This window comes from Bradyrhizobium sp. Unk1 (genome assembly GCF_059512345.1).
In genome coordinates, this window is the sequence record NZ_JCAMOP010000026.1 from 100,418 (window position 1) to 121,376 (window position 20,959).

Annotated in this window: 18 protein-coding genes; 8 read left to right on the forward strand and 10 right to left on the reverse strand. The window is 65.8% G+C overall.

What is annotated here, in order from left to right:
* Positions 1-12 precede the first annotated feature (12 nt).
* From flgK to AC5ZFO_RS29675, 4 genes are all read right to left on the reverse strand, one after another.
* A complete protein-coding gene (gene flgK, locus AC5ZFO_RS29660; RefSeq protein WP_496122912.1) occupies positions 13-1,896 on the reverse strand; it encodes a flagellar hook-associated protein FlgK in 1,884 nt (627 codons plus the stop codon).
* A 34-nt stretch (positions 1,897-1,930) separates the two neighbouring features.
* Entirely contained in the window at positions 1,931-4,210 is a 2,280-nt protein-coding gene (locus AC5ZFO_RS29665; RefSeq protein WP_282523715.1) for a flagellar hook-basal body complex protein, read from the reverse strand.
* Positions 4,211-4,501: 291 nt separating this feature from the next.
* On the reverse strand, positions 4,502-5,014 hold the full coding sequence (gene msrB, locus AC5ZFO_RS29670) for a peptide-methionine (R)-S-oxide reductase MsrB (protein WP_496122913.1): 513 nt from the start codon (positions 5,012-5,014) through the stop codon (positions 4,502-4,504).
* Positions 5,015-5,100: 86 nt separating this feature from the next.
* Positions 5,101-6,558 (reverse strand): NAD(P)/FAD-dependent oxidoreductase, encoded by a 1,458-nt coding sequence (locus tag AC5ZFO_RS29675; RefSeq protein WP_496122914.1) that lies wholly within the window; start codon positions 6,556-6,558, stop codon positions 5,101-5,103.
* A gap of 93 nt (positions 6,559-6,651) precedes the next feature.
* On the opposite strand from AC5ZFO_RS29675, the gene AC5ZFO_RS29680 reads away from it, so the two are divergent.
* Together AC5ZFO_RS29680 and AC5ZFO_RS29685 are read left to right on the forward strand one after the other, a co-directional pair.
* The gene (locus tag AC5ZFO_RS29680) at positions 6,652-7,188 is read left to right on the forward strand and encodes a SixA phosphatase family protein (protein ID WP_496122915.1); all 537 of its coding nucleotides are present in this window, start codon (positions 6,652-6,654) and stop codon (positions 7,186-7,188) included.
* A 59-nt stretch (positions 7,189-7,247) separates the two neighbouring features.
* Positions 7,248-7,673 (forward strand): universal stress protein, encoded by a 426-nt coding sequence (locus tag AC5ZFO_RS29685; protein WP_028148535.1) that lies wholly within the window; start codon positions 7,248-7,250, stop codon positions 7,671-7,673.
* Between the two features lie 151 nt (positions 7,674-7,824).
* Here AC5ZFO_RS29685 and AC5ZFO_RS29690 read toward each other — a convergent pair whose 3' ends face one another.
* Positions 7,825-8,061: a DUF1127 domain-containing protein gene (locus AC5ZFO_RS29690; RefSeq protein ID WP_496122916.1), complete on the reverse strand. Its 237-nt coding sequence runs from the start codon at positions 8,059-8,061 to the stop codon at positions 7,825-7,827.
* Positions 8,062-8,246: 185 nt separating this feature from the next.
* On the opposite strand from AC5ZFO_RS29690, the gene AC5ZFO_RS29695 reads away from it, so the two are divergent.
* A complete protein-coding gene (locus AC5ZFO_RS29695) occupies positions 8,247-9,590 on the forward strand; it encodes an aminotransferase-like domain-containing protein (RefSeq protein ID WP_496122917.1) in 1,344 nt (447 codons plus the stop codon).
* Between the two features lie 69 nt (positions 9,591-9,659).
* Here AC5ZFO_RS29695 and AC5ZFO_RS29700 read toward each other — a convergent pair whose 3' ends face one another.
* Positions 9,660-10,259, reverse strand: coding sequence for a YdcF family protein (locus tag AC5ZFO_RS29700; protein ID WP_496122918.1), 600 nt, complete (start codon positions 10,257-10,259; stop codon positions 9,660-9,662).
* A gap of 62 nt (positions 10,260-10,321) precedes the next feature.
* The gene (locus tag AC5ZFO_RS29705; RefSeq protein ID WP_496122919.1) at positions 10,322-10,909 is read right to left on the reverse strand and encodes a hypothetical protein; all 588 of its coding nucleotides are present in this window, start codon (positions 10,907-10,909) and stop codon (positions 10,322-10,324) included.
* 79 nt (positions 10,910-10,988) lie between these two features.
* On the opposite strand from AC5ZFO_RS29705, the gene AC5ZFO_RS29710 reads away from it, so the two are divergent.
* Positions 10,989-11,423, forward strand: a complete 435-nt coding sequence (locus AC5ZFO_RS29710; RefSeq protein WP_028148540.1) for a hypothetical protein — start codon at positions 10,989-10,991, stop codon at positions 11,421-11,423.
* A 3-nt stretch (positions 11,424-11,426) separates the two neighbouring features.
* Here the strand turns inward: AC5ZFO_RS29710 and AC5ZFO_RS29715 are convergent, their stop codons facing one another.
* The gene (locus AC5ZFO_RS29715) at positions 11,427-13,826 is read right to left on the reverse strand and encodes a bifunctional diguanylate cyclase/phosphodiesterase (protein WP_496122920.1); all 2,400 of its coding nucleotides are present in this window, start codon (positions 13,824-13,826) and stop codon (positions 11,427-11,429) included.
* A 104-nt stretch (positions 13,827-13,930) separates the two neighbouring features.
* Complete coding sequence (locus tag AC5ZFO_RS29720; protein ID WP_496122921.1) at positions 13,931-15,364, reverse strand: MFS transporter; 1,434 nt, start codon at positions 15,362-15,364, stop codon at positions 13,931-13,933.
* Positions 15,365-15,588: 224 nt separating this feature from the next.
* Here AC5ZFO_RS29720 and AC5ZFO_RS29725 point away from each other — a divergent pair, with 224 nt between their 5' ends.
* Positions 15,589-15,978, forward strand: a complete 390-nt coding sequence (locus AC5ZFO_RS29725; RefSeq protein ID WP_496122922.1) for an MFS transporter — start codon at positions 15,589-15,591, stop codon at positions 15,976-15,978.
* Positions 15,978-16,811, forward strand: coding sequence for an MFS transporter (locus tag AC5ZFO_RS29730; RefSeq protein ID WP_496122934.1), 834 nt, complete (start codon positions 15,978-15,980; stop codon positions 16,809-16,811). The genes AC5ZFO_RS29725 and AC5ZFO_RS29730 overlap by 1 nt, the downstream gene beginning before the upstream one ends.
* 62 nt (positions 16,812-16,873) lie before the next feature.
* Here the strand turns inward: AC5ZFO_RS29730 and AC5ZFO_RS29735 are convergent, their stop codons facing one another.
* On the reverse strand, positions 16,874-17,380 hold the full coding sequence (locus tag AC5ZFO_RS29735; RefSeq protein ID WP_496122923.1) for a YciE/YciF ferroxidase family protein: 507 nt from the start codon (positions 17,378-17,380) through the stop codon (positions 16,874-16,876).
* A 445-nt stretch (positions 17,381-17,825) separates the two neighbouring features.
* Between AC5ZFO_RS29735 and AC5ZFO_RS29740 the strand changes: the two genes are divergently transcribed.
* Both AC5ZFO_RS29740 and AC5ZFO_RS29745 read left to right on the forward strand, forming a co-directional pair.
* Positions 17,826-18,908 (forward strand): lysylphosphatidylglycerol synthase transmembrane domain-containing protein, encoded by a 1,083-nt coding sequence (locus AC5ZFO_RS29740; protein ID WP_028158294.1) that lies wholly within the window; start codon positions 17,826-17,828, stop codon positions 18,906-18,908.
* 91 nt (positions 18,909-18,999) lie between these two features.
* On the forward strand, positions 19,000-20,952 hold the full coding sequence (locus AC5ZFO_RS29745) for an SGNH/GDSL hydrolase family protein (protein WP_496122924.1): 1,953 nt from the start codon (positions 19,000-19,002) through the stop codon (positions 20,950-20,952).
* Positions 20,953-20,959 lie beyond the last annotated feature (7 nt).

Genomic DNA, 20,959 nt, shown 5'->3' on the forward strand with positions numbered 1-20,959 from the left:
GCCCTGTACTGGTTACGCTTGAGCTTGGAGCAACGTGTTCATCATGCTCTGCACCACCGACATCACGTGGGCGTTGGCGGCATAGGCATTCTGGAGCTGGATCAGGTTCGACATCTCCGAGTCCAGGTTGACGCTGGAGGTCGAGTCGAACTTGGCCTGGAGCGTCGAGACCACGACGCTCTGGCCCTGCTGGAGCTGGGTGGCCTGGGTCGAGGCGTTGGCCTGGATGCTCAGGAACTGCTGGAGGTAGTTCGAGACGCTGCCGGTGAACGGCTGGTTCGCCGAGCCGAGGCCGGTCGTCGGCGAATAGGAAAACACCGCATTGGTGAGCTGCGAATAGAGATAGTCCGAGCGCGTGGTATCGCCGGCGGGCGTCACCGGCGAGGTGTTGTAGACCGACAGCCGCGTGGGATCGCTGACCAGCTGCGTGTTCACGGCGATACGCCCGGCAAGGCCGGTCATCTGCGAGCCCGAGGCGGTGATCGCACCGGTGTAGAGCGCCTGCCCGCCGTCGGTGAACACCGCCAACTGCGGGCTGCCCGAGGTCAGCGACGAGATCGTCCTGGTGGTCGAGGCCGAATTGACCTTGGCAAGGCCGGTATTGTCATCGGTCACCCGCAGCGTCGTGGCCGTCGCCGGCGACGGAGCGGCGGAGAACGTCAGATGCGAGCCTGAGAGCGCGGTGTTGAGCGCAGCGGCGATCGCACTCATGCCGCCGGAGAAATCGACGCCCACCCGCATCGGGTTGGCATTGGTGGCGTTCTGGAGCGGCAGCGCCGCCGGGTCGGTCACGTTGACGAGCGTAATCTGGCGCTGGGTGTTGGTCGCCGTGTCCTTGTAGGTGATGTTGACCGTATTGCCCGGCTGCGCACCGGCAAGGTCGAGATCGAATCCGGCCGGCGGGCCCGAGACCGTGCTGCCGGCGGTGGTCTTGTCGGACAGCGCGCTCGACATCGTGGCGGCGAGCTGGTCGATCTGGTTCTGCGCCTGCACCAGCGTCTGGTCGCGCAGCTTCAGGTCGGCCGCGATCTGGCCGGAGGAGACCACGTTGTTGGCGACGACGTCGAGCTGCGAGCCGTTCGGCAGCTTGATGTTGAGCGCACCGACGCCGGACTTGGCCGGATCGATGTTGTAGAGCGAGGTCGCCGAAAGGGCGCCGGCAGAAGCAAAGGTGAATTGCGAGGCGAGCCCGGCGCCGACGAGCTGGATGCCTGTGGTGGTGTAGATGTTGGCCTGGTTCGAACCGTCGGTGGTGACGCGAACGTCGACGAATTTCGACAGCGTGTTGATGGCCTGATCGCGCTGGTCCATCAGCGTCGCGGCCGAGGGATCGTTGGCCGACAAGCCCTGAAGCTTGGTGTTGATGTCGGCGACCTTCTGCATCGCCGCGTTGGCCTGCTGTGCCGAGGTGCCGAGGTCCTGCTCGACATTGGAGCGCAGCGACTGGATGCCCTTGGTGGTCACGTTGAGCTGCTGGGCCAGGGCCTGCGCCGCGCCGAGGGCAACCGTCTGCGCCGACGACGAGCCGGAGCTCGTCGACAGCGCCTGCAACGCCGTGGTGAATTTGTTCAGCGCGGTTTCGAGCGTGCCGCTGTTGCCGGGCGTGCCGTAGACACTCTGAAGCTGCTTCAGGATGTTGGCCATCTGGTCGGCGTAACCGCTGCCGCCGGTCTCGGTGCGCAGCTGGTTCTGCACAAAGGTGTCGAGCTCCCGGCTGACGCCGGTCGTCATCGCCGTCGAGCCGAAATCGCCGGTGGTGACCTCGATCTGGTTCGGCCTCTGGACGACGTAACCCGGCGTCTGCGAGTTGGCGACGTTCGAGGAGACGATCGAGAGCGCGGCCTGGTTGGCACGCAGACCGCTCATCGCACTGGCGAGGGCTGAACTCAAACCCATATCACTGGCCGCCTTTGGTTACGTCACGCGCCGATCAGCGCAACACGTTCAAGAGATCCTGCACCATCGAATTCGCCGTCGTGATCACCTTGGTGTTGGCCGAATAGGCCTGCTGGGTCACGATCAGCTTGGTGAATTCGTCGGCGATGTCGGTGTTCGAGCCTTCCAGCGACGAGCCGCTGATGCTGCCCGACGCGCCGTCGATCGCTGTGCCCGACTGTTCGGTCGCGGCGTAGGCGCCGCCGTCGAGGGCCTTGAGGTAATTGGTGCCGTTGAAGTGCGACAGCGTCACCTGGGCGAGGTTGAGGTTCTGGCCGTTGGAGAAGGTGCCGACCACGAGGCCGCTGTTGTTGACGGCGACCGAGCGGAGCTGACCGGCGGCGTAGCCGTTCTGCGTGATGGTGTTGATCGTCACCGCGCCACTGGTGCTGGCATATTGCGTCAGCCCGCCCGAGGACATGTTGAAGGCGACCGAGCCGAGCGACTGGCCGCCGACGCTGACGTTGTTGATGGTGATGCCCGATCCGCTCGGCGAGGTCAGCGAGCCGTCGCTGGCAAAGGTGAAGGCCTGCCCGGTGTTGACCCAGCCGACCGTCGTGCCGGTCGCATTCGGATCGGTCTGGTAGAACAGGTTCCAGGTGTCGGAATGGCCGGTACCCAGCGAGGCACTGTCGGTCTTGGCCCAACGCAGCTGCAGGTTCACCGGCGTGCCCGCGGCGTTGTAGGCGGTGACCGCACCGCCGCTGATCGATTCCTTGGTGAACGTGGCGATGTCGTTGCCGATCACGCCGCCGGTGCCGGCCGTGCCGCCACCGCCGCGGTTCTTGGAGATGGACGACGTGAAGCCGAGCGCGGCGAAGGCGCTGCTGTTGTTGGGGCTCGTCACCGTCAAGGTGGGATTGGCGATACCGGTATTCAGGGTGATCACGCCGTTGCTGATCGAAGAACCGCTCGCACCGCTGAGCGTGTCGATCTGGCTGAGCAGAGTCGCTATGGAGTCGGTGATGTTGATCTGGTTCGGAGGGGTAGCGCCGGAAGCCACGAAGGTGATCGTATTGGCAGCTCCCGTGCCGTTGACCTGGATCGTGTTGCCAACCACGAAGGGCGTCGAGAGGACTTCCGCCCCGCCGGGCTGCGCGGTGCCGCCGAGCTGTGTACCACTCGTAATTGCGGGAGTGGACAGCACGTTACCGCCGCGCGTCACGCTGCTGACGCCGAGCAATCCTGCCGCAGTGCCGCCAATCGTCACGTCGGCCGTGGTGCTGGTCGTGATCTGGATGTTGCCGCTGGCATTCAAAGTCACGCTGGAGGCGGGAACGCCGGCTCCAGACGCGATCGCGCTGAGGACATCCGACATCAGTGCGCTGGTGGGCGACTTCAGACCAATCGTAGTGACGACAGGGGGGCCTGCAGCCGTCGAAGCGCCCGAGACGGTGTTGTCGAAGTTGATTGTTCGGCCGTTGACCGTCAACGACTTGCCGGCCAGGTTGGTGAGAAGGCTGGTGTTGAGATGCGTGCCCAAGCCGGCATCGAGAGATGTGCTGCCAGTTGCCACCGCCGAAGCGCTATCCAGCAGTGCCACCGTGCCGGTCGCGGTCGTCGCCGTATAGGCCGAGCGCAGATTGCCGGTAGCGGCTGCGCCGGAGACCGTCGCATTCGAATAGGGCGGCGGCGGCGTGCCGACGATCAGCGGGTTGGCGGCAAAATCGGACGGATTCAGGCCGCCGGCCGCCAGCAGCGTGCCGCTCGCCGCGGTCGAGCTCGCCCCCGTGTTCGGCACGCTCGGCAGGTTCGCGGCGTACTGAATCGAGGTTGTCGCCTGTGCCGGGATGAAGTTGTTCTGGAATTTCAGGACGGATGACACATTGCCGGTCGGGTTGCCGGTCTTGGGATCGACCGTGACGCCCATCAGATAGTAGCCGGCGCCGTTGACGAGATTGCCGTTGGAATTGAGCTGGAAGTCGCCGCGACGGGTGTAATAGGTGACGCCGCTGAACACCGGCACGTTATCCACGACGCCGGTCGCCTTCTGGATCGAGAAGAAGCCGTCGCCGGTGATCGCCATGTTGGTGGCAACGCTGGAGCCCGAGATTGTGCCCTGCGTCGTGATGGTGGCCTTGGCGTTGGCCGTCACGCCGCCCGCGACCTGCTTGCTCGGCACCGAGGCGTCGGGAATGAGATCGACGAAGCTGGTCCCGATGCCCTTGTAACCGGTGGTGGATGAGTTCGCGATGTTGCCGGAAATGTTCTGCAGCGCGTAGGACTGCGCCTGCAGGCCACCCACCGAGGTGTTCATTGCATCGAAGATACCCATAACTTTGTCTCCAGATCCGATCTCGGCGGCCGGTCGACCATGGCCGCAGTCGGAGGAGACAGTCGCAAGGGCTATGCCAATGCGGGTATTCTCAGGAAATCAATGACTTGAGTGGGCAGGCCCCGGTCCGATGACCGGGGCACAATTGCCGGGGCGGCAACAATTGCCGGGGCATCGGGGCATTCAGGCGCGGTCCGCAGGACCGAACTCTGGTGCGCAATTGCGCACCTGAGAATCTTGAGATTTCGGATTCGATGCTCGCGCATCGCTCCGGAATGACTCCAGCGAGACCTACGTTGCAGACGCGGCGGCGGGGTGGAAGACCAACCCGAAACCGTCGATGCAATAGCGCAATCCGGACGGCTTCGGACCGTCGTCGAAGACGTGGCCGAGATGGCCGCCGCAGCGCCGGCAATGCACTTCGGTGCGCACCATGCCGAAGGTGCGGTCCTCGGTCTTGCCGACATTGCCTTCGATCGGCTGATAGAAGCTCGGCCAACCCGTGCCGCTCTCGAACTTGGTCTCGGACGCGAACAGCGGCAGGTCGCAGCCAGCGCAGGCGAAGATGCCCTTGCGGTGTTCCTTGAGCAGCGGGCTGGAGCCTGGCCTCTCGGTGCCCTCCTTGCGGAGGATTTCATATTGCTGCGGCGTGAGCTGGGCGCGCCACTCGGCGTCGGTCTTCTCGATCTCGAATTTTTGCGTGGCCTTCTCTCCCGCCTCGGCAGGCGTTCCTCTCAACCAGCGGAAGGCCGAAAGGCCGAACAGGCCGGCAACAGTCGTCAACAGGATGCGGCGGTCAAACATCTGATTCTCCGTGCGCGGGGAGTCCACGCCCTGAGATACGGGCTTTACCGCCAGACGTTACACGTCCGGGCGGGGTTTTTCTCAACTTATTGCGAGACGATGTCGCCGTGCGGAACCGGTTCCACGTCCTCAGCCGCAGGTTTCGGCGGAGGGGCCGGCCGCGGCCGGACGCCAGGCGGCGGACGGCGCGGACCGGTGCCGGCGGCCCGGTTGGCTTCGGCGAGGCGCGCCTCGCGTTCCCGGTCCTTGACCCGGGCACGCTCACGGTAGCGGGCGAGCGAACCTGCGGCGGCGGAACTCGCCCTGCCCCAGACTCCCACCACTTGGCCTGCGACCCGTCCGGTCGTGCCGCCCGCCCAGACCAGCTCGAACGGCGAGAACAGCTTCCAGCGCTCGTCGCCCCACAAAATGCTGCGCGCGATCAGCTGCCCGGCCATGGCCGAGGTGTTCATGCCCTGGCGGCCGAACCCGCTCGCCACCCACAGGCCTTTGCGCAACTGGCCGATCTGCGGCATGCCGTGCACGGTCTGGCCGGTGACACCGCCGAACATCTCGGTGATCTCGACATCGCCGAACTGGGGAAAAATCGATCTGATCCGCCGCCTGACCGCGCCCGCAAAGCGCTGCGGACGCGCGGCCCAGGTGGTCTCGGGGCTTTCCCACATCAGGCGGTCGCCGTCGACGACACGGAAATGGTCGACCCCGTCGGAATCCATCACCGATCCCTTGAACGCCACGATCTCGTGCACGCGCTCGCCGAGCGGCGCGGTAATTCCGGCATAGCGCCAGACCGGCAGCAGCGTCTCCGACAGGCGTCTCAAGGGCGCGCCGAGGTGGATGTTGCCGGCGAGCACGATGTGGGTGGCACGCAACCGCGCCGAGGGCGTGACGATGCGCTTGCGGATGCCGGAATGATCGATGCTGACGACCGGCGTATCCTCGAAGATGCGCGCTCCCGCCCGCCGCGCCAGCGCTGCGAGGCCATGCACATATTTGCGGCCGTCGAGCTGGAACGCCCGGGGATAATAGACGCCGTGGAAGTAACGGTCGGTCTTCAGCGCCTCGCGGACGCGATCCACCTGCCAGCCCTCGACCTCCGTGTCGAAATCCTCGTGGAGCATCTGCAACCGGCTGATCAGCCGGTCGCCGGCATCGACGTTGGAGACCTCCAGCACGCCGTCGCTTGGGCCGATGCCGGGCATGTTCTCTTCGGTGGCGTTGGCCCGGACGAACTCGGCGCCCCCCCTCGCCAGCGTCCACAATTCGCGCGCGTCCTCGAAGCCGATGCGCTCGATCAAATCGGCGAGCGGCAGCGCAAAGCCCGGCATCACGGTGCCAAGCTGGTGTCCGGAGGCGTTCCAGCCGATATGGCGTCCCTCGAGCACCGCGACGCTGGCCCCAAGCCGGGCTGCCTCCAGCGCGATGGAGAGCCCGGCAAGCCCGGCCCCGATCACGCAGATGTCGGCGTCGAGATCAAACGACAGTCGCGTGCGTTCACGAAAGCCGGCTTCTTCCTGGGACTCGCTTGTGAAAGTCTCGCTCATGTCGTTTTCTTAAAGGACCGATCGGGCCCTTGTCACCTTGTCCTCAACCGGCGCCTGTAGATTATTCTGGACGCGTAACGATTCGAGAATGCCATGCGCCGTTTGATGCTGCTGCGTCACGCCAAGACCGAGACCGACGCGCCGAGCGGCCGTGACCAGGATCGTCGCCTCGACGACCGCGGCCACAAGGACGCCGCGCAGATCGGGGATTGGCTCGCCACCCATCCCCCCTTCCCCAAGGCCGTGCTGGTGTCGCACGCCGTCCGGGCCCGGCAGACCTGGGACATTGCCTGGGAGACGATGAAGGACCGCGTCGCAGCGCCGCAGGTGGAGGTCCTGCCCGAACTCTACGGCGCCGATCCCGCCCAGATCCTGGAATCCATTCGCACTGCAACCGTTCCGGCCAACCCGAAGCAGTTGCTGCTGGTGGGCCACAATCCCGGCATGCACGAGGCCGCGCTGATGCTGATGGGCGGCGGCGATCCGGCCGGCGCCAAGTCGCTCGCCCACAATCTGCCCACGTCGGGGCTTGCGATCTTCGACTTTGACGTCAAGGATTGGGGTGACGTGGCCTACCGCCGCGGCAAACTGGTGCTGTTCGTCAGCCCCAAGCTGCTTCGATCGGGCTGAGACGCGCGGGGCGCGCCGTCTCGACCGGTTGAGCCAGCTTGGTCAATTGGGAGGCGCAGATGTTCAAGTCCATCCTCGTGCCCATCGACCTCGCCGACACCGATCTGGCCAAGCCGGCGCTCGCGACCGCGGTAACGCTGTCGCAGACCTGGAGCGGATCGATACGGCTGCTCAACGTGCTGCCGATGACGCCGGTGATGCTCGCCGAATACGTGCCGGCCGATTTCGACGAGCAGCAGCGCCAGACCTCCGAGGAAGCGCTCGCCATCGTCGCACGGGAGTCAGGCATCGAGACGGGGCGCATTTCCAGCGTGGTGCGCCAGGGCGGCATCTACCACGAGATCCTGGAGGAAGCCGTGCACATGAAGGCCGACCTGATCGTGATGACCTCGCACCGGCCGGCGATGCGCACCTATTTCCTCGGCTCCAACGCCGGGCACGTCGTGCGCTACGCCAAGTGCTCGGTGCTGGTGGTCAGGCATTGATCGCCACAACAAATGCCGTCATTGCGAGCGCAGCGAGGCAATCCAGCGTCTTTCCGCGTTGGCAGTCTGGATTGCTTCGCTCCGCTCGCAATGACGACGCGGAGGCATTGTCACCACGCCCGGACTCACCGGGCGTGGCGGCCGAATGAACTCACAGATACCGCGTCAGCTCGGCCTTGAACTGCCCGTAGACGGCGTCCTCGATCTGGCTGCGCGTGATCCCGATGTCGCGCAAGGCGAGGTCGTCGAGCTCATTCAGCGTCTTGACGGCAGAGCGGCGCTCCAGGCGATCGAACAGCGCATGGGCGACGTTGGCGAGCGTGCTGAAAAATCCGCCCGACGAGGATGGGCTTAAACTCCGCCCGGCAGTTTGCGAGATCGTGGTCATTTTTCTTCTCCGGCCTATTGTCCGCGCAGCGAAGCAGGTGCCGTTGGCGCGGACGCTATGAGCGCCTGCACCTCATTTGCCATCGGATTGCTCTCGCTCTCCTCGGCTCAATCGCGGAACTTGATGGAACTTAAATGCTCCAGTACACTACTCGGAGCAAGTAAAACATTGCTCTCGGTGCAATAATGTCCAAGTTCGAATACGTGAAGCTTGCCGATGCCATTGCGGCCGATATCACTAAAGGCACGTTAAGGCCCGGCGACCGGCTGCCGCCACAGCGCAACTTTGCCTATGACCGCGGCATCGCGGTCTCGACCGCGAGCCGGGTTTATACGGAGCTGCTTCGCCGCGGGCTCGTCGTCGGCGAGGTCGGCCGCGGCACCTTCATCTCCGGCGACATCAAGCGCGAGGTCGAGGCGTTAAGCGAGCCGCGCGACGCGCGGATCGATTTCGAAGTCAATTATCCGTTATTGCCGCAGCAATGGGCGATGATCGCCAAGAGCCTTGCCGGGCTCGAGCGCGTCGATGCGCTCGAATCCGCCCTGCGCGTCTCGACCAGCACCGGCACCAAGAGCGCGCGCAATGCGGCCGTCGCCTATCTCGCGCGCAAGGATTTTACGCCGCAGGCCGAGCAGATCGTCTTCACGGCCAACGGCAAACAGTCGCTCGCCGCCGCGCTCGCCGCCCTCGTTCCCACCGGCGGCCGCTGCGGTGTCGAGGCGCTGACCTACCCTTACGTCAAGAGCATCGCGGCGCGGCTCGGCGTGACGCTGGTCCCGATTCCGATGGACGAATACGGCGCGCGTCCCGATGCGATCCAGAAGGCGCATCGCGAAGCGCATCTGTCGGCGCTGTATCTCCAGCCCATCATCCAGAACCCGCTCGGCGTCACCATGAACGCGACGCGGCGCGCCGACATCATGCGCGTCGCCGAGAAGCTCGATCTCACCATCATCGAGGACGCCGTCTACGGCTTCCTCGCCGACGACACGCCGCTGGCAGCGCTCGGGCCGGACCGTTGCATCGTGATCGACAGCCTGTCCAAGAAGGTTGCACCGGGCCTCGCGCTCGGCATCCTCGTCACCCCGCCGCATCTGCGCGAGAGCGTGATGAGCGCGGTCCGGACCGGCGGCTGGATCGCCTCGGGCCACGCGCTCGCGTCCGGGCAGCGGCTGATGGCCGACGGCACCGTTGCCGAGCTGACGCGGCTGAAACGGATCGACGCCGGACGCCGGCAGCAGACCGCGACCAGGCTGCTCGCCGGCTATCAGCACGCGGCCGACCCGCGCTCCTATCATCTCTGGCTGACGCTGCCGCCACACTGGCGCTCGCAGACCTTCGTCGCCGCAGCAGCCCGGCGCGGCATCGCACTGACGCCATCCTCGACGTTTGCAATTGCGCACGGACATGCACCGAACGCGGTGCGGCTCGCGCTCGCCCCGCCCTCGCTCGAGCAGCTCGATTCCGGCCTGCGCACGCTCGTGTCGCTGCTCGGCACCAAGGAAGAGGATTTCGACTCGACGGAGTAACCGGAGCGTTGCGAGCGAAGTGATACCGGTTCGAAAACACGTCACGACAAAGATCCGGCCCTTCGCTGCTCAGGCCGCCGGCCATTCCGCGATGAAGCCCCTCGCCTTGTACGGCTCGATCTTGTCCCATTCGTGCAGGACACGTCGGCGAAACTCGACATCGGTGTGCCAGAGTGCGCGCGGCGTCGCAAAGCTGTCGACGGTGAGCAGCATCTTCTCGACTTCAGGCCAGTGCCGGTGCAGCGTCATCGGATAGCGGCGCGCCGTCCAGGTGTTGCCGAGGCAGATCACGCTCCGGAGGTCTTGCAGTCCAAGCGCCGCATCAATGATCGGCAGCGAGAAGATCACGTTCTCGCCGGTGTTCATCGCGCGATGTTCCTCGAGGATGAGGTCCGCCGGAATGCCGGCCGCGACCATCGCGGCCTTGATGACGGTGCACTCAGATTGCTCCGAGCCCGGCGTCACGCCACCGCTGACAATCGACCAGCGGAACAGGCCCTCGCGCCACAGCCTCGCGGCGGTGTCGGCACGCAAGCCAACGTCCTCGCGGGTGCCGAACATGAACAACAGATCGGCCGGCCGGAGCGACGTATCGATCAGATGCGTCCGGTTGATCTCGGCGATCTCATCCGCCGTAAGCGGGCGCGTGGCACGATGCATGTCTGACATGGCCGCACGATGCGACACCGGCGCAGGAGCACGAAGTCACGTTTGATTGCGGCCGATTGCACCTAAGGCAGCAAGGCCTTCGGCACGCGATCAAAACTGTAGCTGTGCGGCTGGTTGCGCCGCACGAAGCCGCCGACCTGCCAGGCGAACAGCGCGGCAAAACCGATGATGAACAGCGCGCCTGCGAATTCGCCGATCAGGAGCGCGCGGATCAGCAGCCCGGCCATCGCCACCGTCAGCACCGCCAAAAACGCCAGCACCGCCGCATAGGTCTTGCGGCCGAGGCCTGCGGTCAATTCGGCGCGGCTGCCGGCTTGCGCCATCCGTGCGTGCAGTTCGATGATGAAATCGCGAAAACCGTTGTCCTGCGGCGCCATCAGCGCTGCGGTCTGCCAGCTCGTCGACAGGATCCTGATGCGGCCGCCACTGGAGTGGCTGACATCGGCGCGAAAGCGGTGCTGCTGCATCGACACCGGGCGAAACGACAGCCGGATCGCCGAGATCTCGTCATAGCGCCACAGGCCGGAGCGGCCGGCGATGTGCCAGGACAGGCCCTCGTCCGTCAGCTCGAAACGATGCGCCGAGCCGATCAGCGACGCCTTGTAGGCGTAGCTCGTGGTCGAACCCGCCTGAGCTTCCGAAACCCGCATCTCGACAATCAATCCCGTCCGCGCAATCCCGCCTGCGATCGGCTTGCGCGATCGCCCTCGCCCATCCTACAAGCGGGGCATGGCTGAGACGACCTTTTTTCCGCGCCGCCTGATTCTCGGTGCCGCCGTGATCTCCGGCGTGCTGCTCGCGCTCGCGGTGCACATGCTGGGCGCGCGTTACGGGCTCGACCTCGGCGGGCTCTGGCATTCCGACACGCATGAATTCATACCCGCGGGCGCAGCGATCGCCTGGTGGCTGATTGCCACGGTCGGTTTCTCCGGCGGCTATTTCACGGCGACGTTGATGCAGAGCGCCGTCTCCGGGCAGATCCCGCAGCGGATGCGGCAGTTCCTGATCGCGGTCGGCGTGCTGCTGCTTGCCGGTGCGGGCCAGGTGGCCGCGGCGCCGAGCCCGATCCCGTCCGTCTCGGGCGTGCTCGCCGGGCTCGCCGCGCTATGTCTCGGCGCCGTAATGGCGTTTTGCGGCGCGCACTTCGCGCTGCGCCGCGGCTAGACATCAGGCCGAGGCGAGCAGCCGCGGCCGGTTCAGCATCAACGCGACATCGGACGCAGGCCGCGGCTTGCTGAAGAGATAGCCCTGCGCCTGGGTGCAGCCCTCGCGCCGCAGCAGCTCGAGCTGCGTGTCGTTCTCGACGCCTTCCGCCGTGGTGACGATGCCGAGGCTGCGCCCGAGGCCGGTCACGGCGCGGATGATCGCCATGGAATCCTCGCGCGTCGCAAGCTCCGACACGAAGGAGCGGTCGATCTTGATCTTGTCGAACGGGAAGCTGCGCAGGTAGCTCAGCGACGAATAGCCGGTGCCGAAATCGTCGAGCGAGATCCGCACGCCCATGGCGCGCAGCTCGTGCAGGGTGGTCAGCGTCGCCTCGCTGTTCTGGAGCAGCACCGATTCGGTGATCTCGAGCTCGAGCCGCCGCGCCGCGAGTCCTGAGGCCGCCAGCGCATCGGTCACGGATGCGATCAGGTTCTGGCTCTTGAACTGCACCGGCGACAGGTTGACGGCGACATCGACATCGTCCGGCCAGGTGGCGGCGTCACTGCAGGCGCTGCGCAGCACGAATTCGCCGAGCTGGACGATGAGGCCGGTCTCCTCGGCCACCGGAATGAAGTTGATCGGGGCGATCAGGCCGCGCTGCGGATGGTTCCAGCGCAGCAGCGCTTCGAAGGCGACCACGCGACCGCTGGCGACGTCGCGGATGGGCTGGTAGTACGCCTCGAACTCGTCGCGCAGCAACGCCGCCCGCAAGTCCATCTCCAGCAGCCGCCGCGCCTGCGCGCGCGCGTCCATGCCGGTCTCGAAGAAACGATAGGTGCCGCGGCCGTCCGCCTTGGCGCGGTACAGCGCGAGGTCGGCGTTCTTCAACAGCTCGTCCGGATTGTCGCTGTCCTGCGGCGACAGCGAGATGCCGATCGAGACGCCGATCATGATCTGGTGGTCGCCGATCTCGTAAGGCGCAGAGATCACCTCGACGAGGCGGCCGGCAAGGGCTCGCGCCGCGGCTTCCTCGGAGCGCCCGATCTGGACCACGGCGAACTCGTCGCCACCGAGCCGCGCCACGGTGTCGCTCGCGCCGACAGTGGCCTTCAGCCTGCGACCGACTTCCTTGAGCAGCGCATCGCCGATGGGATGGCCGAGCGAGTCGTTGATGTCCTTGAAGTGATCGAGATCGAGGCACAGCACCGCGAGCTGGTCGCCCGACTTCGCCCGGCGCAGTCCCTGCTCGAGCTGCTCGTGGAACAGCACGCGGTTCGGCAGATTGGTCAGCGCGTCATGGCGCGCCATGTGCGAGATCTTGGCCTGCGCCTCCAGCCATTCGGTGATGTCCTCGAAGGTCGCGACCCAGCCGCCGCCCTGCATCGGCTGGTTGACGACGCGGATGGAGCGACCGAACCGGGTGACGACCTGGCTGGTCGTGCGGCCCTCGCGCGCGTCGGCGACGAGGCGCGCGAAGAATTCGCCCGCATCGCCCTGCCACTGGCCCCTGGCCTGCTCTTCCCGCAACACGTCGACGAGCAGGCGGCCGGCGAGCGCAATGTCGGTGCGGCCCAGCATCGCTGCGTAGCGCTCGTTGAAGAGCTGGATCTTGCCGTCCGCATCGAACATGCACAGTCCCTGCGACATGTTCTCGAGCGCGGTATCCAGCACGACTTGCTGGCGTCCCAGTTCGCCCTTGGCGCGGCGGTCGAGCAGAGCCGCCGCGAGCGCGATCGCGATGATCGCAGCGGCGGCGCTGGCGGTGAGGATCGACAATGAGGCCGGCGGGATCGACAGGCCGCTGATCACGACCGCAGGATCCGGCGTCAGCTCCACGGCGCCCATGGCGGTGAAATGATGTGAGACGATGGCAAGCGTCAGCAGCACCGTCGCGCCGAGCGCGCCCGCGAGGCTGTCGCGCCGGCCCGCAACGACCAGGGCAAGCGACCCGAGGACGATGCCGAGCACGATCGAGACCGTCACTGTGCCGGTCGTCCAGCCGATGTGCGCGGGAATCTCGAGCGCCATCATGCCGGTGTAATGCATGGCGGCAACGCCGCCACCGACGACGGCGCCACCGAGCGCAACCAGGCCCGCCCGCGTCACCGACACCGAGATGCTCAGCCCGATGAAGGTGACCGCGATCGCGAAGATCAGCGACAGGACCGTCAACGGAATATTGTAAGCGCCGCCCGCACCAGGCCCGTAAGCCTGCATCGCGATGAAATGGGTTGCCCAGATGCCGCCGCCGGCGACGACGGCATCGAGCGCGACCCACGATACGCGAGCTCCCCCGCGCGCCGCACGCGCGCGGTGAAACAGGCTGATCGCCGCCGCGCTGGCGAGCAGGCACACCGCTCCGCCGAGCGCGACCAGACGCCAATCATGCTGATCCGTCAGGCAGTAAAGAACTTGATACATTGCCGGCCCCTATTCCAACCGCACTAGAACCGGCAGAGATGGACAGTCGGTAACCGGCTAGTTGCCGGTTTCGGGAATGGTGAACAGAGAATGTGTGGGATCGCTCACATTGAGCGCCCTTGCGTCTTTGCTTCAGGCGCATTTGCGCCGAGGCCGATCACGGCGGCGGCGAGCAGCAGGATGGCCGCCGATATGATTAGCGACTGGTGAAGGCCCGTCATGAATGCACTGTCCGAGGCCACCAGCGAGCCGAACAGCGCGACGCCGAGCACGCTGCCGGTCTGCCGCGTCGCGTTCAGGACGCCGGCGGCGATGCCGGAGCGCGCCTTGTCGACGCTGCCGAGCAAGGTGGAGGTCAGCGGCGGCACCAGCAGGCCAAGTCCACCGCTGATCGCGATCATCTGCGCAAAGATCGCCCAGTAGCTGGTCCCGGCTTCGATCCAGAGCAGCCCGAGGCAGCCGAGCGCCGAGATACAGGCGCCGGCCACGATGGTCGGGCAAGAGCCGATGCGCTCGGCCAGTCGCGGCGCCAGCAGGTTGACCGGCAGCACCGCGCCCATCATCGGCACGAAGGCGAGCCCGGTCCACCAGGCCGAAAGCCCGTTGATCCTCTGGAAATACAGGCTCAGCACGAAGATCAGGCCGTAGATCGCGATGTTGACGAGGAGGCCGACAATCGTGGTCAGGGTAAACAGCCGGTGACCGAACAGCGACAGCGGCAGCATCGGCTGCACGGTGCGGCTCTCGCGCCAGACGAAGAGCACCGCGAATGCGGCTGAGGCAACGAAGGCCGCGATCACGGCGGGATGGCTCCAGCCGAGCGCGCCGGCTTCGATGATCGCGCCGGCAAGCGCGCCCAGCGCACCGATCGCGGCGAGCTGGCCGAGCAGATCGATCTCTCGCGCGCGCGACCGCGGGGTCTCGCTGGCGTAGCGCCAGCTCAGCCCCAAGCCGGCAAGACCGATCGGCAGGTTGACCAGGAAGATCGCGCGCCAGCCGACCAGCGTGATCAGCGCGCCGCCGACGAAGGGACCGGCAGTGAGCGCCAGGCTCGCTCCGGCGGCCCAGACCGCCACGGCGCGGCCACGCTCGCGGTCGTCCGTATAGGCATGATTGAGCAGCGCCAGGGAATTCGGCACCAGGATCGCCGCCGCCAGCCCCTGCACCAGCCGCGCTGCAATCAGCACGGCCGCATTGGGCGACATCGCGCAGGCGAGCGAGGCCGCGGTGAAGATGGCGAACCCGGCCATGAAGACGCGCTTGGCGCCGATACGGTCGCCGAGCGCCCCGGCGGTCAGAATGAAAGCGGCAAAGGCGATGGTGTAGGCGCTGACCACCCATTGCAGCTCGGCGACGCCGCCGCCAAGCGATTTGCCCATCGCATCCAGCGCGGTGTTGACGATGGTGACGTCAAGCTGGACCACGCCATAGCCGAGGCTCATCGCGGCAAGCGTGAGGGAGGTTGCAAGACGCGAACCGGCACGCTGCGCGCCGGCTCCGTCGTCGAGAGGTTCATATTTGATGGTGCTGGCTCGCATGCTGCCACCTCGGTTGCAGCCCCATGCGAAACATACGCTTGCGGCGGACCATCATGCTTCGGTTATGATCGAAGCATCGTCGCACGATAGATCGTATGTTTCGCAAGAGGCATCGAAGTATCGCGTCCTGCTCGCCGTGCAAGCCCTGTTGGCGTGAAGACATGGGAACATTGCGAGATCGCTTCCGTTGCCCCTTTCGTGTTCCCCTCAAGGCAGTGAACCTCATGGCAAGAGCTGGCAACACCTCGATTCCATCTGCCGCAAGATCGGAGTTCGGCAAGACTGCAACCATCGTTGCCGTCGGCTGCATGATCGGCGCACTGTTCGCCGGCAGCACCATCGCAACTCCCCTTTATGTCATCTACAAGCAGCAGTTCGGCTTCTCCCAGATCACGTTGACCTTGATCTATGCTGTCTACGTCGTTGGCAATCTGACTGCACTCCTGGTATTCGGCGGGATGTCGGATGAGGTCGGACGGCGACGCACGGCGGTCATTGCCATCGGCATTGCCATCACGGGCGCGCTGGTCTTCCTGTTCGCACACGGGATCGCTTCACTTTACTCGCCATCGGGATCGGCGCCGGAACAGGCACTGCCTGGCTTGCCGAGCTGATCGCCGAACAGGACCGTTCCCGCGCCACTGTGGTCGCGACGGTCGCGAACTTCACCGGCCTCGGGCTCGGCGCGTTGATCGCCGGCCTGCTTGCCGAATATGTCACGCTTCCGCTGCGAACCCCGTTCATCGCCTATCTCGCGGTGCTGGTGGTCGTCGCCGCACTTCTCGCCTTCGCGCGCGAAACCGTGAATCGGCCGCTGGCCGCGTTCGCACAATTGTCGATCCGGCCGCGCGCCGACGTTCCGTCGTTGATCCGGCCGCGCTTCGTGGCGCCCGCGGTAACCGGCTTTGGCGCCATGGCCCTGGTTGCCTTTTTCGCCGCGCTTGCACCGAGCGTGCTCGCCAACGAGTTGCATGTCACCAGCCACGCCGTCGCAGGCGCGATCTTCCTCGAGCTTGCGGCCGCCGTTGCGCTGGTCATTGCCCTGACGCGATCCCTGTCCAGCCGCACCGCGATGCTGTGGTCGCTCGGCCTCATGTTGCCGAGCCTTGCCCTGCTCGTGACGGCGCAGTTCGTGGGATCGCTCGGCGTCATGATCGCATCGACCGCGACCTGCGGCCTGGCAGCGGGCCTCGGCTATCGCGGCAGCTTGCAGGTGGTGAACCAGATCGCACCGGATGATCGCCGTGCCGAAGTGGTCTCGGCCTATTTCATCTGCTGCTTTCTCGGAAACGCGCTTCCGGTGATCGGGATCGGCGTGCTCTCGACCCTGACCAGCCTGACCGCGGCGAGCCTGGTCTTTGCCGCGACCATCGCCGCCTTCGCAGTGATCGCCCTGGTATTCGGACTGAAATACCAGGCCGAGCAGGCTGCGCCGCAGAGCAAATAGGCGAAGCCCGAAAAGAGACGCCGCACGGCTCCGCGGCGTCTCCTGACGGAAGGTCGTTCGCCCTAGCTCGCCGCGCGCAGGTTGACCTTGCTCTCGGCCAGCGTGGTCAGCTTCTTGTCGGTCGCCTTCTCTTCTTCCAGCGTCTTGGCGAGCACGGTGGCGCAGTCGTTGCGGCCGAGCTGCTTGGCCCAGGCGATCAGGCTGCCGTAGCGGACGATCTCGTAATGCTCCGCGGCCTGGGCCGCATTGATCAGGGCGGCGTCCAGCACCGCCTTGTCGGCGACTTCACCGGCGGTCTCGTCGGCTTCCTCGATGATGCCGTCGATCGCCGGGCAGTCGACCGCCTTCACCTGCGCGCCGTACATCTTGAAGACTTCCTCGAGCCGCTTGACGTGCTGCTTGGTTTCTTCGAGGTGCGTCAAAAAGCCCTGCTTCAGCTGCGGATCGGTGGCCTTATCTGCCATTTTCGGCAGCGCCCTGGTGAGCTGCTGCTCGGCATAATAGATGTCCTGAAGCTGGTGCACGAACAGGTCGTTCATGGTCTTGATGTCTTTTGTGAACAGTCCCATCGTTCCGATCCTCTCGGTTTCGGGAACATTGAGGCGTCGGCTCGCACGAAAAAGCCGATGATTCCGCCATGTTCGATTGCTGATGGAGCGCTAACCGGCGCACAGTACCGACGTTCCAAAAAAGCTCGCGTCGCTTGCGCTGGAACAATGCCGACTGCGGGCGGACACGAAATCATGTCAAGATGCGGACGCGCGTTCCAGGCAGGTGCCCCGACTCATATGCTTAACGCGCGCCCGATATGAACCACATATGACAAAAGTGGCGGTCCACCGCAGGACCTATCGGTCGAACGCAGAACCTATCGTTGTCAAGGGCTGCACAAGTCGCTGTTTTTGCCTTAAATGAGCTACATCATGCCTAGCGGTCGAAGCCCATTTCGGGCAGTGATCGCACCCGACCGGCCAATGTCTGGCCGATCGGTCTTGCCCCCCGCCGGGAGGATGAATGCACGGACTGCTGCCCGCGCTGAAGCGCGGCTTCAAGAGATGGATCGGCTGGCGAAGGCTCGGCGTTGCCGCGAGCGTCTTCATCATCGCCTTCGCGATCACCACGCTTGCGCGCACTCTCAAGGACATCGATACCGGCGTCATCCTGACCGCGTTGACCGAGATTCCCCGCGGGAATATCGGGCTGGCGGCGATCTGCGTCGTCTTCGCGTTCTGTACGCTGACCTTCTACGACTATTTTGCACTGCGAACGATCGGCAAGAAGCATGTGCCCTATCGCATCGCAGCACTCTCGAGCTTCACGTCCTATTCGATCGGCCACAACATCGGCGCCACCGTTTTTACCGGCGGCGCGATCCGTTTCCGGATCTATTCGGACTACGGGCTGAACGCGATCGACGTCGCGAAGATCTGCTTCCTCTCGGGCCTGACCTTCTGGCTCGGTAACATCTTCGTGCTCTCGATCGGCATGGTCATCCATCCGGATGCCGCCTCATCGATGGATCAACTGCCGTCGTCGATCAACCGGCTGATCGGGCTCGGCGGCCTCGCCTCGATTGGCGCCTATCTGGTCTGGCTCTGCATGGGCGAGAAGCGCCGCGAGCTCGGCCAGAAGGGCTGGAAGGTGGTATTGCCCTCGGCGCCGCTGACGCTGGTCCAGATCCTGATCGGCGTGGTCGATCTCGGCTTCTGTGCCACGGCGATGTACCTGCTGATGCCGGCCAATCCGCCGATCGACTTCATGTCGCTGGCGGTGGTGTTCATCCTGGCGACGCTGATCGGCTTTGCCAGCCACGCGCCCGGCTCGATCGGCGTGTTCGATGTCGCCATGCTGGTCGCGCTGCCCGAATTCGGCCGCGAGCAGCTTCTGGCGACCCTGCTGGTCTTCCGCATCCTCTATTTCGTGATCCCGTTCGGCCTCGCCATCTCCATCATGGGCGCGCGCGAGCTCTGGATGAACGTGGTCGAGCCCTGGCAGGAGCGGCGGCGGCTGGCCGAGGCCTGCGCGCAGGCCAACCTGCCCAAGCAGGTGGCAGCGATGGAACGCGAGCGGTCGTTGCGACAGGCCAGCAAGCGGTAAAGGCGGGCGGGCGACCGTCAGACAGAGGTTGCGGGCGGGGCAGCAATGCTCTCTTATTTCCGCCTCAACTTTGCCGTTGAACACGCGGGCCATGATCCCTTCTTCCTTTCGTATCCTCCCCGCAGGCCTCCTGCTGCTTGCCGGGATCCTGACGTCCTTGCCGCTCGAGCGCGCCGCCGCGCAGGACGCCGGTGCGATGCAAATATCCTGGGAGGTGCGCAACCGCTTCCGCCTGTTCCGCGAGGAGCGCGACTTCCAGCTCCATGTCGAGAACGCGCGTAACCGCAGCATCCTCGCCGCCGAGCAGTCGCTGGAGCTCCAGAGCGAGGGCCGCGGCTGGGCCCGCAACATGGTCAACCGGCTCTGCATCGACCTGCAGGGCCGGGTCAACCAGCCCTGCACCCGCGACAACGTCAAAGAGAATTACCTCACCCCGACCGACCATCCGGTGACCGTGCGCCTGACCGGCGCAGTGCCGGTCGGCGCCACCTGCGCCTGGTCGTTCGACGACGGCGACGGGCCGCAGACCTCGACTTTCGATTGCGCCGAGCCGATCAACCTGCGCGTCCGCTACGGCAAGCAGACGGTCGCCAGCGTCGACGTCTCCTCCGGCTCCGATCCGACCCAGCGTGTCCAGACCGAGATCCAGGTCCGCGACATCTTCGTCGCCGGGCTCGGCGACAGCATCGCTTCCGGCGAAGGCAACCCGGACCGGCCGCTTGCGCTGTCGGACGAGGGCTTCTGCTTCCGCTCCTATCTCGGTACTGCAGCCGGCGGCCAATACTACCGGCCGAGCCGGGCAGGATATAAGGGCGGCCGTGCCTGCGAAGCGCCGGATACGCTCGCCAACTGGCAGCACTACAGCGCGCTCTGGTTCAACTCGCCCTGCCATCGCTCGCTCTACAGCTACCAGGCCCGCACCGCGCTGGCGCTCGCGGTGCGGTACACCCACATCGCGGTGACCTTTCTGCCGCTCGCCTGCACCGGCGCCAGCATCGGCGACGGACTGCTGGGCTCGCAGCGCGCCCGCGAATGCCCGCCCGGCAAGACCGGCGTCTGCAACACCAGCGTGAACGCCCAGGTCGCCGAGCTGCGCGAGGCGCTCACCGCGGCGAAAAAGCGCCAGCCGGACCGCACGCTCGACCTCGTGCTGCTCTCGGTCGGCGCCAACGACGTCTACTTCTCCGGCCTCGTCGCCGACGTCATCGTCGACACCGCGACCGAACGCGCGCTGTTCCGCCGCTCCGGCGTGATGGCGAGCGTCGATGATTCCCGCGATGCGCTGGCGCGCGAGCTGCCGCAGAATTTCGTCAAGCTGCGCGAGGCGCTGAAGCCGCTCGTCGGCGGCGACCTCTCGCACGTGGTCTACGTCTCCTACGCCAATCCCGCGCTCGCCGACGGCGGCGTGCCCTGCCGCGGCGGCCGCGCCGGGTTCGACATCCATCCGTCCTTCAGCGCCGATCCGCAGCGCCTGGCCCGCGTCTCGACCTTCGTCGACACCGAATTCCTGCCGCAACTGAAGGGGCTCGCCACCTGCACGCGCGGCGCGCTGTGCCGCGATCCCGAAGCCGACCGCATGACCTTCGTGGATTCGCACCAGGCAGTGTTCGCCGATCACGGCTTCTGCGCCCATTCGGGCAATGATCCCGAATTCGACCGCACCTGTTTCGCCGAGAACGGCCAGAGCTTCAATCCCGATATCGTGAGCGCGGCGAGCCAGCCGATGCTGTGCGGCCGCGGCGCCTCGGAGTATCGCGCTTACCTGCCGCGCGCGCGCTGGATCCGCGATGCCAATGACAGCTATTTTGCCGCGATGACCTATCCGCAAGGCCTGCCGGCGGCGAGCCAGCCGACCGACATCCACGACGCCACCTGGGGCGTGCTCTCCGCCGTCTACGGCGGCGCCGTGCATCCAAGCGCGGAAGGCCACGCCGCGATGGCGGACGCCGCACTGCCGGCCGCGAGCAGCGTGCTCGGCCTCGATGCCGTGCCGCCCGGCGTGACGCGCGGCCTGCTCGCGCCACTGCTGGGCACGCAGCAGTAGAAGCAAA

Excerpts from the sequence above, each read along its gene's own strand:
- AC5ZFO_RS29690 (WP_496122916.1), bottom strand. The coding sequence starts at position 8,061 with ATGACCACGATCTCGCAAACTGCCGGGCGGAGTTTAAGCCCATCCTCG.
- msrB (WP_496122913.1), bottom strand. The coding sequence starts at position 5,014 with ATGTTTGACCGCCGCATCCTGTTGACGACTGTTGCCGGCCTGTTCGGC.
- AC5ZFO_RS29665 (WP_282523715.1), bottom strand. The coding sequence starts at position 4,210 with ATGGGTATCTTCGATGCAATGAACACCTCGGTGGGTGGCCTGCAGGCG.
- AC5ZFO_RS29735 (WP_496122923.1), bottom strand. The coding sequence starts at position 17,380 with ATGGGACTGTTCACAAAAGACATCAAGACCATGAACGACCTGTTCGTG.
- AC5ZFO_RS29745 (WP_496122924.1), top strand. The coding sequence starts at position 19,000 with ATGATCCCTTCTTCCTTTCGTATCCTCCCCGCAGGCCTCCTGCTGCTT.
- AC5ZFO_RS29720 (WP_496122921.1), bottom strand. The coding sequence starts at position 15,364 with ATGCGAGCCAGCACCATCAAATATGAACCTCTCGACGACGGAGCCGGC.
- AC5ZFO_RS29680 (WP_496122915.1), top strand. The coding sequence starts at position 6,652 with ATGCGCCGTTTGATGCTGCTGCGTCACGCCAAGACCGAGACCGACGCG.
- AC5ZFO_RS29725 (WP_496122922.1), top strand. The coding sequence starts at position 15,589 with ATGGCAAGAGCTGGCAACACCTCGATTCCATCTGCCGCAAGATCGGAG.
- AC5ZFO_RS29695 (WP_496122917.1), top strand. The coding sequence starts at position 8,247 with ATGTCCAAGTTCGAATACGTGAAGCTTGCCGATGCCATTGCGGCCGAT.
- AC5ZFO_RS29710 (WP_028148540.1), top strand. The coding sequence starts at position 10,989 with ATGGCTGAGACGACCTTTTTTCCGCGCCGCCTGATTCTCGGTGCCGCC.
- AC5ZFO_RS29705 (WP_496122919.1), bottom strand. The coding sequence starts at position 10,909 with ATGCGGGTTTCGGAAGCTCAGGCGGGTTCGACCACGAGCTACGCCTAC.
- AC5ZFO_RS29740 (WP_028158294.1), top strand. The coding sequence starts at position 17,826 with ATGCACGGACTGCTGCCCGCGCTGAAGCGCGGCTTCAAGAGATGGATC.
- AC5ZFO_RS29700 (WP_496122918.1), bottom strand. The coding sequence starts at position 10,259 with ATGTCAGACATGCATCGTGCCACGCGCCCGCTTACGGCGGATGAGATC.
- AC5ZFO_RS29685 (WP_028148535.1), top strand. The coding sequence starts at position 7,248 with ATGTTCAAGTCCATCCTCGTGCCCATCGACCTCGCCGACACCGATCTG.
- flgK (WP_496122912.1), bottom strand. The coding sequence starts at position 1,896 with ATGGGTTTGAGTTCAGCCCTCGCCAGTGCGATGAGCGGTCTGCGTGCC.
- AC5ZFO_RS29675 (WP_496122914.1), bottom strand. The coding sequence starts at position 6,558 with ATGAGCGAGACTTTCACAAGCGAGTCCCAGGAAGAAGCCGGCTTTCGT.
- AC5ZFO_RS29715 (WP_496122920.1), bottom strand. The coding sequence starts at position 13,826 with ATGTATCAAGTTCTTTACTGCCTGACGGATCAGCATGATTGGCGTCTG.